This window comes from Holdemania filiformis DSM 12042 (assembly GCF_000157995.1).
Lineage (GTDB): Bacteria > Bacillota_I > Bacilli_A > Erysipelotrichales > Erysipelotrichaceae > Holdemania > Holdemania filiformis.
In genome coordinates, this window is the sequence record NZ_GG657561.1 from 671,090 (window position 1) to 684,668 (window position 13,579).

General features: G+C 50.9%; 16 protein-coding genes. 14 read left to right on the plus strand and 2 right to left on the minus strand.

The window, feature by feature from the left end; translation table 11 throughout:
• Nucleotides 1–24: 24 nt before the first annotated feature.
• Both HOLDEFILI_RS15840 and HOLDEFILI_RS15845 read right to left on the minus strand, forming a co-directional pair.
• Entirely contained in the window at nt 25–1,467 is a 1,443-nt protein-coding gene (locus HOLDEFILI_RS15840) for a nicotinate phosphoribosyltransferase (protein ID WP_006060874.1), read from the minus strand.
• 3 nt (nt 1,468–1,470) lie between these two features.
• Nucleotides 1,471–2,070 carry a cysteine hydrolase family protein gene (locus HOLDEFILI_RS15845; protein WP_050767003.1) on the minus strand — a complete coding sequence of 200 codons (600 nt, stop codon included), beginning with the start codon at nt 2,068–2,070 and terminating at the stop codon, nt 1,471–1,473.
• A 287-nt stretch (nt 2,071–2,357) separates the two neighbouring features.
• Here HOLDEFILI_RS15845 and yfmF point away from each other — a divergent pair, with 287 nt between their 5' ends.
• The 14 genes from yfmF (at nt 2,358) to HOLDEFILI_RS15915 (ending at nt 13,510) form a co-directional block, all read left to right on the plus strand.
• Entirely contained in the window at nt 2,358–3,629 is a 1,272-nt protein-coding gene (gene yfmF / locus HOLDEFILI_RS15850) for an EF-P 5-aminopentanol modification-associated protein YfmF (protein ID WP_039865168.1), read from the plus strand.
• Nucleotides 3,613–4,911, plus strand: a complete 1,299-nt coding sequence (yfmH, locus tag HOLDEFILI_RS15855) for an EF-P 5-aminopentanol modification-associated protein YfmH (protein ID WP_006060877.1) — start codon at nt 3,613–3,615, stop codon at nt 4,909–4,911. The genes yfmF and yfmH overlap by 17 nt, the downstream gene beginning before the upstream one ends.
• Before the next feature lie 180 nt (nt 4,912–5,091).
• The gene (locus HOLDEFILI_RS15860) at nt 5,092–5,448 is read left to right on the plus strand and encodes a single-stranded DNA-binding protein (protein WP_006060878.1); all 357 of its coding nucleotides are present in this window, start codon (nt 5,092–5,094) and stop codon (nt 5,446–5,448) included.
• An 80-nt stretch (nt 5,449–5,528) separates the two neighbouring features.
• Nucleotides 5,529–6,218, plus strand: coding sequence for a VanR-ABDEGLN family response regulator transcription factor (gene vanR, locus HOLDEFILI_RS15865; RefSeq protein ID WP_006060879.1), 690 nt, complete (start codon nt 5,529–5,531; stop codon nt 6,216–6,218).
• Nucleotides 6,208–7,332: a sensor histidine kinase gene (locus HOLDEFILI_RS15870; RefSeq protein WP_006060880.1), complete on the plus strand. Its 1,125-nt coding sequence runs from the start codon at nt 6,208–6,210 to the stop codon at nt 7,330–7,332. Before vanR ends, HOLDEFILI_RS15870 begins: the two co-directional genes overlap by 11 nt.
• A gap of 135 nt (nt 7,333–7,467) precedes the next feature.
• Entirely contained in the window at nt 7,468–8,856 is a 1,389-nt protein-coding gene (gene ffh, locus HOLDEFILI_RS15875; RefSeq protein ID WP_006060881.1) for a signal recognition particle protein, read from the plus strand.
• 101 nt (nt 8,857–8,957) lie between these two features.
• The gene (gene rpsP, locus HOLDEFILI_RS15880; RefSeq protein WP_006060882.1) at nt 8,958–9,230 is read left to right on the plus strand and encodes a 30S ribosomal protein S16; all 273 of its coding nucleotides are present in this window, start codon (nt 8,958–8,960) and stop codon (nt 9,228–9,230) included.
• Nucleotides 9,231–9,233: 3 nt separating this feature from the next.
• Nucleotides 9,234–9,488 carry a KH domain-containing protein gene (locus HOLDEFILI_RS15885; RefSeq protein ID WP_006060883.1) on the plus strand — a complete coding sequence of 85 codons (255 nt, stop codon included), beginning with the start codon at nt 9,234–9,236 and terminating at the stop codon, nt 9,486–9,488.
• 177 nt (nt 9,489–9,665) lie between these two features.
• Nucleotides 9,666–10,172, plus strand: coding sequence for a ribosome maturation factor RimM (rimM, locus tag HOLDEFILI_RS15890; protein WP_039865170.1), 507 nt, complete (start codon nt 9,666–9,668; stop codon nt 10,170–10,172).
• The gene (gene trmD / locus HOLDEFILI_RS15895; protein ID WP_006060886.1) at nt 10,169–10,948 is read left to right on the plus strand and encodes a tRNA (guanosine(37)-N1)-methyltransferase TrmD; all 780 of its coding nucleotides are present in this window, start codon (nt 10,169–10,171) and stop codon (nt 10,946–10,948) included. Before rimM ends, trmD begins: the two co-directional genes overlap by 4 nt.
• 122 nt (nt 10,949–11,070) lie before the next feature.
• On the plus strand, nt 11,071–11,418 hold the full coding sequence (rplS, locus tag HOLDEFILI_RS15900) for a 50S ribosomal protein L19 (RefSeq protein ID WP_006060887.1): 348 nt from the start codon (nt 11,071–11,073) through the stop codon (nt 11,416–11,418).
• 64 nt (nt 11,419–11,482) lie between these two features.
• Nucleotides 11,483–12,043 carry a signal peptidase I gene (gene lepB, locus HOLDEFILI_RS15905; protein WP_006060888.1) on the plus strand — a complete coding sequence of 187 codons (561 nt, stop codon included), beginning with the start codon at nt 11,483–11,485 and terminating at the stop codon, nt 12,041–12,043.
• A gap of 1 nt (nt 12,044) precedes the next feature.
• Nucleotides 12,045–12,890 carry a ribosome biogenesis GTPase YlqF gene (ylqF, locus tag HOLDEFILI_RS15910; RefSeq protein ID WP_006060889.1) on the plus strand — a complete coding sequence of 282 codons (846 nt, stop codon included), beginning with the start codon at nt 12,045–12,047 and terminating at the stop codon, nt 12,888–12,890.
• Nucleotides 12,887–13,510 (plus strand): ribonuclease HII, encoded by a 624-nt coding sequence (locus HOLDEFILI_RS15915; RefSeq protein ID WP_006060890.1) that lies wholly within the window; start codon nt 12,887–12,889, stop codon nt 13,508–13,510. Before ylqF ends, HOLDEFILI_RS15915 begins: the two co-directional genes overlap by 4 nt.
• The last annotated feature ends 69 nt before the right edge of the window (nt 13,511–13,579 follow it).

Genomic DNA, 13,579 nt, shown 5'->3' on the forward strand with positions numbered 1-13,579 from the left:
GAGCGCTCTCCTAAGCCGTTTTGATTAAATTTTAATCGTGTTCTTTTCTATCAATTCCTGTTTCAAGTCATAAAGCTGACGGGAATAATCGACATAATACCGGTGCGGATAACGCAGCCGTTTGACTTCCTCCCACAGCGTATCCATCTGCTGCATGCAGTAATTTTTGACTTCTTCCGTGGACGGAACAGTGTAAACCAACTTGCCATGATCGAAAATCTGTTCCTGCAGCTCGCGCATTTCGTAATCTTTGATGCGTTTCTGTTTCCACGGCGCCTGCGGGTCAAACAATACATATTCATCCGCTGGAATGACCTCGTCGCGCAGCGCTAACAGATCAGCGATCGCCTGATGGTTTTCCTTGTCATAAAAGCGGATAATTTTCTTGAAGCCCGGATTCGTCAATTTTTCCACGTTGCCGCTGATTTTGATCTTCGGAATGATCTGTCCGTCTTTTTCATGCGCGACAACCTTGTAGACGCCGCCCAAAACCGGCGTGGATTTGGCGGTGATCATATTTTCGCCGACGCCGAACGTATCGATTTTCGCGTCCTGCATGATCAGATCGTCGATTAAGAATTCGTCCAGCGAATTGGAAACAACGACCTTGCAGTCAGTCAGACCGGCCGCATCGAGCATTTTCCGCGCTTTCTTTGACAGATAAGCCAAATCGCCGCTGTCGATCCGGATTCCTTTTAAACGGTGGCCGTTCGGAATCAATTCCTCCTGGGCCACTTTAATCGCATTGGGAATGCCGGAATGCAGCGTGTCATAGGTATCGACCAACAGGATGCAGTTGTCTGGGGAAACCCGGGCATAGCTGCGGAAGGCTTCCAGCTCGCTGTCGTGCAGCTGAACATAGCTGTGGGCGATCGTGCCGCTGACCGGGACGGCATATTTCTGTCCGGCAATCGTACAGGCTGATCCCGCGCAGCCTGCGATGTAAGCGCCGCGGGCCCCTTCGGTGGCGGCGTCGAAGCCATGCGCCCGGCGCGAACCAAATTCCAGGACGGCCCGGCCCTTGCTGGCGCGGACGATGCGGTAGGCTTTGGTGGTCGTCAAGGTCGGATAGTTGATGCACAAAAGCAGGATGGTTTCCAGAATCTGGGCCTGGATCAAAGTGCCGCGGATGGTGACCAGCGGTTCGTTGGCGAACACCGGCGTACCTTCCGGAATTGCCCAGACGTCTACGTCCATCGTCATCGTTTTTAAATAATGCAGGAAATCCTCGTCAAAGTAGCCGGTCTGCCGCAGATAATCGATTTGATCGTCGGTGTAATGAAAATGCTGAACAAAATCGATGAACCGGTGCAGGCCGTTTAAAATTAAGAAACCGCCGCCGTCCGGAATCGTCCGCACGAACATATCGAAATAGGCAATTTCTTCATGTTTGTTTTCTTTAAAATACGCATAGGCCATCGTATATTCATAAAAATCTGTTAAAAGCATTAAATCTTCGGGTTGCATGCGTTATTCCTCCTCGTTGTTCACGACATGAATTCCGGCGTTGGCCATTAATTTCAAAGCCCAGTGCCCATAGTCCTTGGCGCTGTGTCCCGGAGCGTCAAAGGTAGCGACTTGATTCTTCGGAACAATAACCTCAATTCCCAGATCATTTTGATTAATATACCCTTTTAAGGATAAGGCAAACTGCAGAACGCAGATGTCGGTGCAGCAGCCGACGATCATCACGGAGCGCAAATCGGTCATCTGCTGGAAGACTTCCAGAAATTCAGGCTGGACAAAGCCGTTAGTTGAATTTTTCTCCAGGATGATGAATTGATCGGCATAGGGCTTCAATTCATCGATCAGTTCGCTTTCCTCACTGTCTTTTAAGCAATGCGGCGGAAAGCTGGAAAATTCCTTCGCGCTTTCGTTGTGGCAGTCGCGGAAGGCGAGAACCGGGAAATCATGCTTTAAATAAGCGTTCACGGTCTCCACTACGGCGGGGGTGATGTGATCAATTTTCGGATCCGCTAAGGCTCCGGTATGGATAAAGCCGTTGATCATGTCGACGACGACCAACAAGGAGCGGTCGTCTTTTTCTCTGAGAAAAAGTTCTGTTTTCATCTCTTTGGCCTCTTTTCTTCTTTGCTTATTGTTAATCATAACAAAATTTTCAAACGAAGAAAATGAAATCGTCTGATTTTGACGTGTTTTTTCAATTTGTGTCCGCACTGAATTCCGTCTTATGCCCTGTTGCCGGTTAATCCCCGTCTGATCGCAGGCGAACGGCAGAAGCCTAGATGGGGATGAAACGGCGGCGGACGCTGATCGGCAGGATGAAGGGAAAGGAAAGATTTTCTGTTTTTTGAATGGAAAGTGGGATATACTAGGTAGCAAAGGAGGAACGTTTGATGAGATCAGAAACACTATGTAAAAATGTTGAAATGCATATTCTGGAAACGGGAAAATTCAAGGACGTCATCCTGTCATTCCGTTTTTTTAATGAACTGAAAACCCCGGACAGCTGGGTCAGAACCGTATTGGCGCTGATGCTGGCGGACCGGTGTGAGAAATATCCGACAAAACGGGAGGTTTCCTGCTGCCTGGACGGGCTGTACGGCGCCAGTGCTTCAGCGCGGACGACGACTTACGGTCAAGGACAGATTCTGGAATTCCGCGTTAAAGCCTTGAATGAAAAATATGTTGGAGGCGATCTTTTACAGCGCCAGATCGCGCTGGCTGCGCAGTTTTTACTGCACCCGTTAAAAGAGGGCGATCAGCTGTCCCCCGCGCTGTTTAAGGAAGCGATGATCAATTTAAAAGCGATGATTCAGCGCCGCAGCGATAATCCTTCCGCTTACGCCGCATCCCAATGTGCGAAGCTGATGGGACAGGGGCAGGCGTTAGGCATCAGCGTTTTGCCGACGATGGAAGAGGCGGAAGCGATCACGCTGGAACAGGTCAGCGCCGCCTATGAAAAGATGATTCGTGAGGATCGGATCGATATGTTTGTGGAAGGCCAGGTGGATGCGGCAACCGTGACCTCGTTGTTAAAACATGCTTTTCCATTAGAAGACCGCGAGCTGGAAATCAAAAGCAAATATCTGACGGAAAAGGAACAGCCGGAGGAAAAATCAGAAACCCGGGCGATCGATCAGACGACGCTGGTCATGATGTATCCGACGCATGTCGCGCTGAGCAGCCCGGATTACTGGACGCTGCGCACAGGCAGCTGCATTTTCGGTCAGCTGCCGACGTCGCTGTTGTTTCAGGAAGTGCGGGAAAAGCGCAGTCTGTGCTATTCCATCTATTCCAGCATCCTTTCCTATGACGGCGTCATGAGCGTCAGCACGGGAATCGACAGCGCCCATCTGGATGAAGTAAAGGAATTGGTTGAGCAGCAGCGTCAGCGCATGGCTGAGGGTGATTTCGACGAGGAAATGCTCAATACCGCGAAAGAAATGCTGATCAATTCGATCCTGGCTTCTGAGGATGATCCGCTTTCAATGATCAATCGGGAATTTCAGAACTGCCTGCTGGGACAGACACGCAGTCTGGATAAGATCAGCGACGAGATCCGCAGCGTGGATCGGGAAGCGATCAGGAAGCTGTTTGCCGCGATGGAATGCAAAGCGGTGTTCGCATTGATTCAGAAGGAGGACGCCCATGAAGAAAATTGTTAACGCACAGTTTGATGAAACGTGGTATACGCATACGCTGGATAACGGCTTAAACCTGATTTTCTGGCATAAGCCGGACTTTGTCAGCGCGGCTGTGGTTTTTGCGACGCCTTATGGCGCGCTGGATTACCGCCAGATTGATAAGGAAGGAAATCATCTCGATTTCCCCAGCGGCATCGCTCATTTTCTTGAACATAAACTGTTTGAATCCGATGAAGGGGACGTCATGGACGATTTCTCGCGGATGGGCGCGAACGTCAATGCGTTTACCTCTTACAACGAAACGTGTTATTACTTCACGACCAGTCACGGTGACTTAAAGGAACCGTTGAATCTGTTAATCGATTTCGTGCAGGATCTGCGGATCACGGAGGAATCGGTGGAAAAGGAAAAAGGCATCATCAATCAGGAATTGAAGATGTATCTGCAGATGCCGGACAGCCGCTTGATCTTTGAAACGTTTAAGGCTTTATATCATAAGCATCCGCTTAACCGCGATATCGGCGGGGATGAGAAGAGCGTCAATGCGACGACCCGCCAGCTGTTAGAGGATTGCTACAAGCTGAACTATCATCCTTCCCGTATGACGTTAATCGTCGCCGGACCGCAGAAGCCGCAAACACTGCTGGAATGGATTGAGGAAAATCAGAAAGCGAAGTCGTTTGAGCCGGTCAAGGACGTCGGCCGGTATCTGGAAGAGGAACCCGAAACCGTGGTATCCAGTCATACGGTTATTCCGATGGATGTCGCCGTCCGCAAGGTCAGCGTGGCGTATAAGTTTGCGCCGCTGAAGACCTCGGCCAAAGAACGGGTACGGCAGGAATGGGCGATCCGGTGTCTGCTGGAATCGCATTTCAGCTCGCTGAATCCGGATTATCAGAACTGGCTGGACAATGAAATCATCAACGATTATTTCGGCTACGAAATCGATCTGGGCAAGGATTACGCGATGATGATGTTCTATAATGAAACGGAGGACGCCGCGGCGTTTACCCAGTTTATTGAAGAACAGCTCAAGGTTTTGAAGAGCCGGGCCGTTGATTATCAGCAGCTGCAGCTGCTAAAACGCCGTTATTTCGGCGAAGCGATGCGGACGTTCAACAACATGGAGGACATTGCGGTAGCGATGATCCGCAATCAGTTTAACGGCGTCAGCTTCTTTGATACGCTGGAAATAATCGATCAGCTGGATCAGCAGCAGGTGCAGGAAGCGTTCGGCGCGCTCCGGTTTGATCAGCGCAGCGTTGTGGAAATCAGTCCGGCAGAGGATCAGACACAGGCGTAAGGTTTATTGATCGGATTCAATGAATTTTGAAAAAAATCGAAAAATGGAGAATTCTGTCTTCTCCGTTTTTTTTGTTTACTTTCTCCTGCCAATTCCAGATAACTCTGAAAAAAGAGTTGAATTTGCCGGTTTGCCAGAATATTGAGTCTCGGTCATAATGAGGACACAAGGAGGAAAGCTATGTTAAATTTCATGGTGTTGGTAGGCAAGGTCAAAGAAATTCCCGAAATCCGGCTCACGGCAGCTGGAACAAAAATCGCGACGATGCTGCTGGAGGTCGACCGCGGATTCCGCAACAGCAACGGCGAGTATGATCAGGATGTTTTCAATGTTGTACTGTGGCGCGGCGTCGCGGAAACGTGCGCGGATTTACTGCGCCCCGGCTCCGTTGTGGCGGTGAAGGGAAGACTGCAGGCGCACAATTACGAACCGAAGGAGGGACAGACGTATTACAACGCGGAGATCGTGGCGGAAAAGGTTTCGTTTATTTCAGTGAAGCCGATCAGTAATCCGCCGTTAGCGGAAATGGCGGTCTGACGTTTATTTCTTTGTAAGAATTTGCAGATTGTTGGAAATCCGTTTATAGGCTATACTTGAAATCGAAATGAGGGATAACGATGAATGAGAAAATTCTGATCGTCGATGACGACGCGGAAATCGCTCAGCTGGTTTCAGTTTACCTGAAGAATGAAGGATTTCAGACAACCGTGGAGTACAGCGGTACGGAAGCGCTGAAGTTAATCCGGGATCACAAATTTGACTTGGCGGTCCTCGACGTCATGCTTCCAGACTGCAGCGGATTTCATCTCTGTGAAGAAATCCGCAGCCATTATAATTATCCGGTCATCATGCTGACGGCGAAGGGCGAGGATATTGATAAGATTACGGGTCTGACAATCGGCGCTGATGATTACATCACCAAGCCGTTTAACCCGGTTGAAATGACAGCCCGCGTCAAAGCGCAGCTGCGCCGCTACATGCGCTATAATTCCCAGAAGCGGGATGATAATATCATTGATTTCCAGGGCTTGATCTTAAACTGCAGCACGCATGAATGCACGCTGTACGGAGAAAAGCTGAATCTGACGCCGACTGAGTTTTCAATTCTGCAGATGCTGTGTGAAAACCGCGGAAAAGTCATCAGTTCGCAGGATCTGTTTGAGAGTATTTGGAAAGAAAAATACTTCGAGTCCAACAATACAGTGATGGTCCATATCCGGCGGATCCGCGAAAAGATGCATGAACAGCCGCGTAATCCGAAGTTCATCAAAACGGTGTGGGGAATGGGGTATAAAATTGAAAAATAGTCTGCGCCGGTTTAAAATCCGGCTGTTTCTGGAATTAAGCCTGCAGATCGTCGGCGCGATTCTGCTGCTGTTTTTAGGGCTGCGGCTGGTTGATGGAATTTTAAACGATTTTATTGCGAATTTTCTGTTCTCACTGGACAGCGGTCTTTATCGGTTCTGTGTACGCAATAAAGAAGCGTTGTTGTTTTTAATCGGTTCCGGAACGATTATGATCGTCATCTATTTTACAATCCGTAAAACTTCTAATTATCTGGAACAGATCATTACTTCGATCAATCAGGTCTTCAATAAGGACGAAGGGCTGGTCGTGCTGCCAACGGATTTTAAAGAAATTGAGAACCAGCTGAATTCAATTAAGTATGAAACGCTGCGCAGCGAACAGGCGCAGCAGCAGGAACAACAGAAGCGCGATGATCTGGTCGTTTATCTGGCGCATGATTTAAAGACGCCTTTGACTTCGATCATCGGGTATTTGTCGTTGTTGAACGATGAAAAAGAAATCAGTGAGGAACTGCGTGAAAAATATACGCAGATCGCGTTGGAGAAAAGTTATCGGCTGGAGAGTCTGATCAATGAATTCTTTGATATCACACGGTTTGCGCTGCAGAAACAAACGCTCAATAAAGAACCGGTGAATTTAAGCGTCATGCTGCAGCAGCTGACGGATGAGTTTTATCCGTTATTTGAGGAGCGTCAGGTTCAGTGTCAGCTGCAGCTGAAGGAGGGCGTGATGATCGAGGCCGACGCCGATAAACTGGCGCGGGTATTCGATAACCTGCTGCGGAATGCGCTGGCCTATTGCGACAGCGGTAGCGATATTGAAATCACCCTACAGGAAAATGCCGGCGGGGTGGAGCTGATGTTCGCCAATATCGGACCGCAGCTGAGCGCCGACCAGATCAGCCTGTTATTTGAGAAGTTTTACCGTGCGGATCCGTCACGCAGCGCCGCTACCGGGGGCGCGGGACTGGGGCTGGCGATCGCCCGGGATATTGTGGAGCTGCACGGCGGTACGATCAACGCTGTCGGTCATGGCAAACGGATTGAATTTCATCTGCATTTCCGTACTCTGCCAAAAAACACAGGCCGGAAAGCACCGCTGGATAAAGCGTAAGAGGAGAAAAGGAGGTTGTCGTTGCACCTTCTTTTTTTGAATTTAAGCAAAAACCGCTGAAACAGGTGCTTTGACCCGGATTTCTTGGTATAATAAATTCCGGATAAGAAATTTGCAGGAAAGGAAGAAACAAGTATGGCATTTGAATCGTTGACAGAGCGGCTGAATAAAGCGTTTAAGAATATCAGCGGCCAGGGGAAACTGACTGAAAAAAACATGGACGACATGCTTCGGGAAGTCCGGCTGGCTTTGCTGGAAGCGGACGTCAATTACAAGATCGTCAAAGATTTTTTAGTCAAGGTTAAGGATAAAGCGGTAGGACAGGAGGTCTATACCTCGCTGAATCCGTCGCAGATGGTTGTCAAGATCGTTCACGACGAACTGGTCGCGCTTTTAGGCGAAAAGGAAGCGACGCTGAATTTCAAGGAGTCCGGCATGACCGTCGTCATGATGGTGGGGCTGCAGGGAACTGGTAAAACCACATCCGTCGGGAAGATTACTTCGCTGTTAAAACGAAAATATAATAAGCATCCGATGTTAATTGCGGCGGACGTTATCCGTCCGGCGGCGATCGAACAGCTGCAGACGTTAGGCAAAGAAGTCGGGGCCGAGGTGTTCTCGCTGGGAACGGAAACCGACGCTGTGGAAACGGTCCGCCAGGGCTTGGCGCACGCGAAGGAAATCGGCGCGGATATCGTGTTGATCGATACGGCCGGCCGTCTGCATATCGACGAAGCGCTGATGGAAGAACTGGCGAAGATCAAGGAAATCGCCAAACCTGACGATATTCTGTTAACTGTCGACGCGATGACCGGTCAGGATATTATCAACGTCGCGCAGGCGTTCCATGAAAAGCTGGACGTCACCGGTTTAGTCGTCACCAAACTCGACGGCGATTCCCGCGGCGGCGGCGTCTTGTCCGTTCGTTCGATTACTCAGGTACCGGTGAAATTTATCGGTTTGGGCGAAAAAATGGAAGATCTCGACGTCTTCTATCCGGACCGCATGGCCGACCGGATTCTTGGTATGGGCGACATCATGACCTTAGTCGAACAGGCGCAGGAAAAGATGGATCTGGAACAATCTGAAAAGAGCGCCCGCAAGATGATGGAAGGCACCTTCACGCTGGACGATATGCTCCAACAGGTAGAACAGGTTCAGAAGATGGGTTCTTTAGGCAGCATCATGAAGATGATTCCGGGACTCAACCAGTTCGCTTCCCAGATGGATGATGAAAAGACGACAAGACAGATGAACCGGTCGAAAGCGATCATCCGTTCCATGACGAAGGAAGAACGTCAGGATCCGGGCATTCTGCGCGCATCCCGGAAGAAAAGAATCGCCGCCGGCAGCGGCACGACTGTGCAGGAAGTCAACGCGCTGGTCAATCAGTTTGAGAAGACCCGCCAGATGATGAAGCAGATGGCGCAGATGCAGAAGGGCGGCAAGCTGAATATGAACGCTCTGATGGGGCAGAAAAAGGGCATGAATATCCCGCTGAACCCACGCCGCCGCAAGTGGTAGATCGAATAGAAAACAGAAAATGAAGCCTGTAAAGGAAAAACACTTGACAGGCTTTCTTTTTATGATATGATGAGTAAGTAATTTTCAGGAGGTATAGAAAAATGGCTGTTAAACTGCGTTTAAAGAGAATGGGTGCTAAGAAGGCTCCGTTTTACAGAATAGTTGCTGCGGATTCCCGCTTCCCAAGAGACGGACGTTCCATCGAAACGATCGGATACTACAACCCGACAACGAATCCGGCTACCGTTAAGATCGATGCGGATCTGGCAATGAAGTGGCTGAGAAACGGCGCACAGCCTTCCGACACAGTTCGCAATCTGTTGTCCGGCGAAGGTCTGATGAAGCGTTTGCACGAAGAAAAAAACGCGAAGTAAAGTATGGCAGAACTCGATCTGGAGAAAGTCTTACTGAACCTGGTCAAGCCGATGGTGGAAGACCCGGACAGTGTTTCAGTGAAGTCGCTGCCAAGTCTTAACGAAAACGAGATCCTGTTAGTGGTGTATGCCAAGAGCGAGGATATCGCCCGTTTGATCGGCCGCCAGGGAAGCATGGCTTCCGCGCTGCGGCAGCTGATGAACGTGCCGGCCCGGATCGAAAACCGCCGGATTTCGGTAAAATTTGAGTCGTATTAAGAAGGATGCCCTGCATCCTTTTTTCAACAAAACAAGGTTGACGGCAGCGGAGGGTGCAGCGAACTCAGCATCTTCTGCCGCTGTGAGCTTAAATCCTGCATCGGCAGGCAAGGCATTCGCACGCTGCAAAACGATTGGGTGCGAATGGAAACCAAGCAAAGAAAGGGGGAAAGTCCGATGAAGAAAATGATCATTGGCAAAATTGTCAACACTTTCGGTATCCGCGGAGAATTGAAGGTGGTGCCGGATACGGATTTCGTGGAAGAACGGTTTGCGCCGGGACAGACGCTGACCGTCTGCCTGCCGGAAGGCGATCAGGAAGTCACGATCGCCGCGGTCAAGGAACATAAAGGCCTTTTGCTTGTGCTGCTGGAAGGCGTGACAAACATCAATCAGGTCGAGCGATATAAGGGCTGCGAGCTGGCGGTCGACCAGGAAGCGCTGCCGCCCTTAGCGGAGGGTGAGTATTATTTCTTTCAGCTTAAAGGGTTGAAAGCCATTGATCCGCAGGGCAACGAATTAGGGACGGTCGTGCGGATGGAAGCCTCGGCGGCGCAGAATCTGATCCGATTGAAAAAACCGGACGGGAAGCAGGCGTTAATTCCGTACATCGACGTTTTTGTGAAGCAGGTCGATCTGCAGGCTAAAACGATCACGCTCGATCTGATCGAGGGACTGCTATGAAAATAACGATCCTGACGCTGTTTCCCGAAATGTTCGAGGGCTTTCTGACGACGTCGATCATCAAGAAAGCCCGCCTGAAAGGACTGGCGGAAATTGAAGCAGTCGATATCCGCGAATTTACCGAGGACAAGCACAACCGTGTCGACGAATATCCTTTCGGGGGCGGTCAGGGGATGATCATGAAATGTCAGCCGGTGCTCGATTGTCTGAAAAGCGTCCGGACGCCCCAAAGCCGGGTGCTGCTGATGGGACCGACCGGCCAGCAATTTAACCAGGCCAAGGCCCGCGAGTTGGTAAAACAGGATCACCTGATTCTTTTGTGCGGTCATTACGAGGGCTTCGATGCGCGGATCCGCGCGTATGTCGACGAGGAAATCAGCATCGGCGACTATGTGCTGACCGGCGGCGAACTGGCTTCCATGGTGATCACCGATGCGGTGACGCGCCTGGTGCCGGGCGTGATCACGGAAGAAAGTCATCTCGATGAATCGTTTGAGAACGGCCTGCTGGAATATCCGCAGTATACCAGGCCGGTGGATTATGAGGGTCACACCGTGCCGGAGGTTCTGCTTTCCGGCCACCATGAGAACATCCGGAAGTTCCGGCTGAAGGAGTCGCTGCGGCTGACGCTGCGGGTGCGTCCGGACTTGTTGGAAAACCGGAACTTCACCAGGGAAGAACAGAAGCTTCTGGATGAAGTGCTGGAAGAGGAAGAAGCGCAGGCAGAAGCCGGCGAAGGGGCGGAAAGTCCGGAAATTAAGCCGGATTTGGAATAAAAAGGATTGCGTTTTCAGTCCGCGTATGTTATAGTAATACAGCTTAATAGCGTCCATGTTCCGCTGATTCTGTTGAATGAATGAGCATCGGATAAAATCGAGATTTGAAAAGGAGAAAAAGTATGAATCTGAATTTAGTCAACGAAATCACAAAAGATCAGCTCCGTACCGACATTCCGGAATTCCGTCCGGGCTGCACAGTCAGAGTTGACGTCAAAATCAAAGAAGGCGACAAGTCCCGTATTCAGGCGTTTGAAGGTCTGGTCATCGCGAAGAAGGGCAGCGGCATCGCTGAAACCTTCACGGTTCGTAAAATGTCCAGCGGCGTCGGAGTTGAAAGAACATTCCCGCTGCATTCGCCGATCATCGACAAGATCACGGTTGTCCGCCGGGGCAAGGTCAGAAGAAGCAAGCTGTTCTATCTGCGCGGCCTGTCCGGCAAAGCGGCTCGTATCAAAGAAATTCGCTAGTCGAAGCCGGAGCTATCCGGCTTTTTCTTTTTACTGCGCTGAAACGGCGCAAGGAGGAATTGTCATGGAAGAAAAGAAACAAGCGCCGATCAACTGGGGACAAGAGTTATGGGATTTCCTGAAAATGCTGCTGATCAGCATTGTCGTCGTGTTCCTGTGCACGCGGTTTTTAATCCGGCCGGTGCGGGTCGACGGCGATTCCATGTATCCGACGCTGCACAACAATGCGATCGGGTTTTCCAATATTCTGACTTATCGGATGCAAGGTTTAAAGCGTTTTGATATCGCGATCATCTACGTGCCGGAAAAGAAGGAATATCTTGTCAAGCGCGTGATCGGGCTGCCGGGGGAAACAATCGAATACCGTCAGGATCAGCTGCTTGTCAACGGCGAAGCTGTGGAAGAAGATTTCTTCGATCAGGACTACAAGCGCAGCCAGAGCGCCAACGGCAGCTTCACTCAGGACTTTGGACCGGTGACGCTGGCAGACGACGAATACTTCATGCTCGGCGACAATCGTCCGTATTCCAGCGATTCCCGCTGGTACGGCCCGTTTAAGAAGGAACAGATCAAGGCGAAGGACGTCGTCGTGCTGTTCCCGTTTCAACAGATAGGAGTGCATTGATATGACCATCCAGTGGTTTCCCGGGCACATGACCAAAGCCAAGCGGGAAATGCAGGAAAATTTAAAGCTGGTCGATCTGGTGATCGAGCTGCGCGACTGCCGGATTCCGCTGTCTTCCAAAAATCCGATGCTGGATGAAATCATCCAGACGAAACCTCGTTTGATCGTGTTGTCAAAAAAGGATAAAGGCGAAGCGGAAATCACCCAGCAGTGGATCGAGAAGCTGAAGGACGATACGACGCTGGTCATCGCCGCCGATCTGCTTCACGACTCGTTTGTGCCGAAGCTGACACAGGCCTGCAAGGAAGTCATGAAGGAAAAAATCGAACGGATGATCCGCCGGGGAATCCGGCCGCGCGCCATCCGCGCGATGGTGGTCGGCGTGCCCAATGTCGGCAAGTCCACGATGATCAACCGGCTCGCAGGCAAGAAGATCGCCCAGACGGCAGACCGGCCGGGCGTTACCCGTTCCCTGCAGTGGGTCAAACTGAACAAGGATGTCGAGCTGCTCGATACCCCGGGTGTGCTGTGGCCGAAATTTGAAGATCCGACCGTCGGGTTCCATCTTGCGCTGACCGGCGCGATCCGTGATGAAATCCTGCCGAAGGAGGAGGTCGTGGTCTATGCCCTGAAATGGCTCAGCGCCAACGAGCCTCAGCGGTTGAAGGAACGCTATGCGCTGGAGAACCTCGCTGCGGATCCGTATGCGCTTTTGACTCAGATCGCCGTTGCCCGCAAGCATTTGAATAAGCAGGGCGAGGCGGACCTCACGCGCACGATCGACATGGTGATCAACGAAATCCGCAACGATAAGCTGGGACCGATCAGCTGGGAGCGTCCGGCATGAATCATCAGGCGGGGTTGGAATATGAGCGCAGCTTCTGGGATCAGGGCAAGCATGTCGTCGGTATCGACGAAGCGGGCCGGGGACCGATTGCCGGGCCGTTGGTCGTGGCAGGAGCCGTGTTCGACATCGGCTACGCGAATTCTGAAATCTACGATTCCAAAGCGCTGAGCGAGAAAAAACGGGAGAAGCTGTTTTCGCTGATCCTGCGGGAAGCCCGCTGCTACAAGATTAAAATTGTCACCCCGGAAGAAATCGACACGCTCAATATCTACCGCGCAACGCAGAAAGCGATGGAAGAAATCGCCTGTGAAATTAACGCGGAAGCCGTATTGACCGACGCGATGCCCCTGCTTCACTGTTCCAAGCCGACGCTGTCGATCATCAAAGGCGATCAGAAAAGCCTGTCGATCGCGGCCGGCAGTATTCTGGCGAAGGTTGTGCGGGATCATATCATGCTGGGCTACGACCGCTTATATCCGGACTACGGCTTTGCCAGGCACAAGGGATATCCGACCAAAGCGCATCTGGAAGCGATGGAGAAATACGGCGTGCTGCCATTCTACCGCAAAAGCTACGGCCCGGTTGCCCGGATGAATCAGATGACGCTGGATTTGGATTGATCACAGATCGTTCACGGTAGCTGCGGGTAAGGAAAATTAAACAAAAAGAAAATGGTCTATTCCGGATCA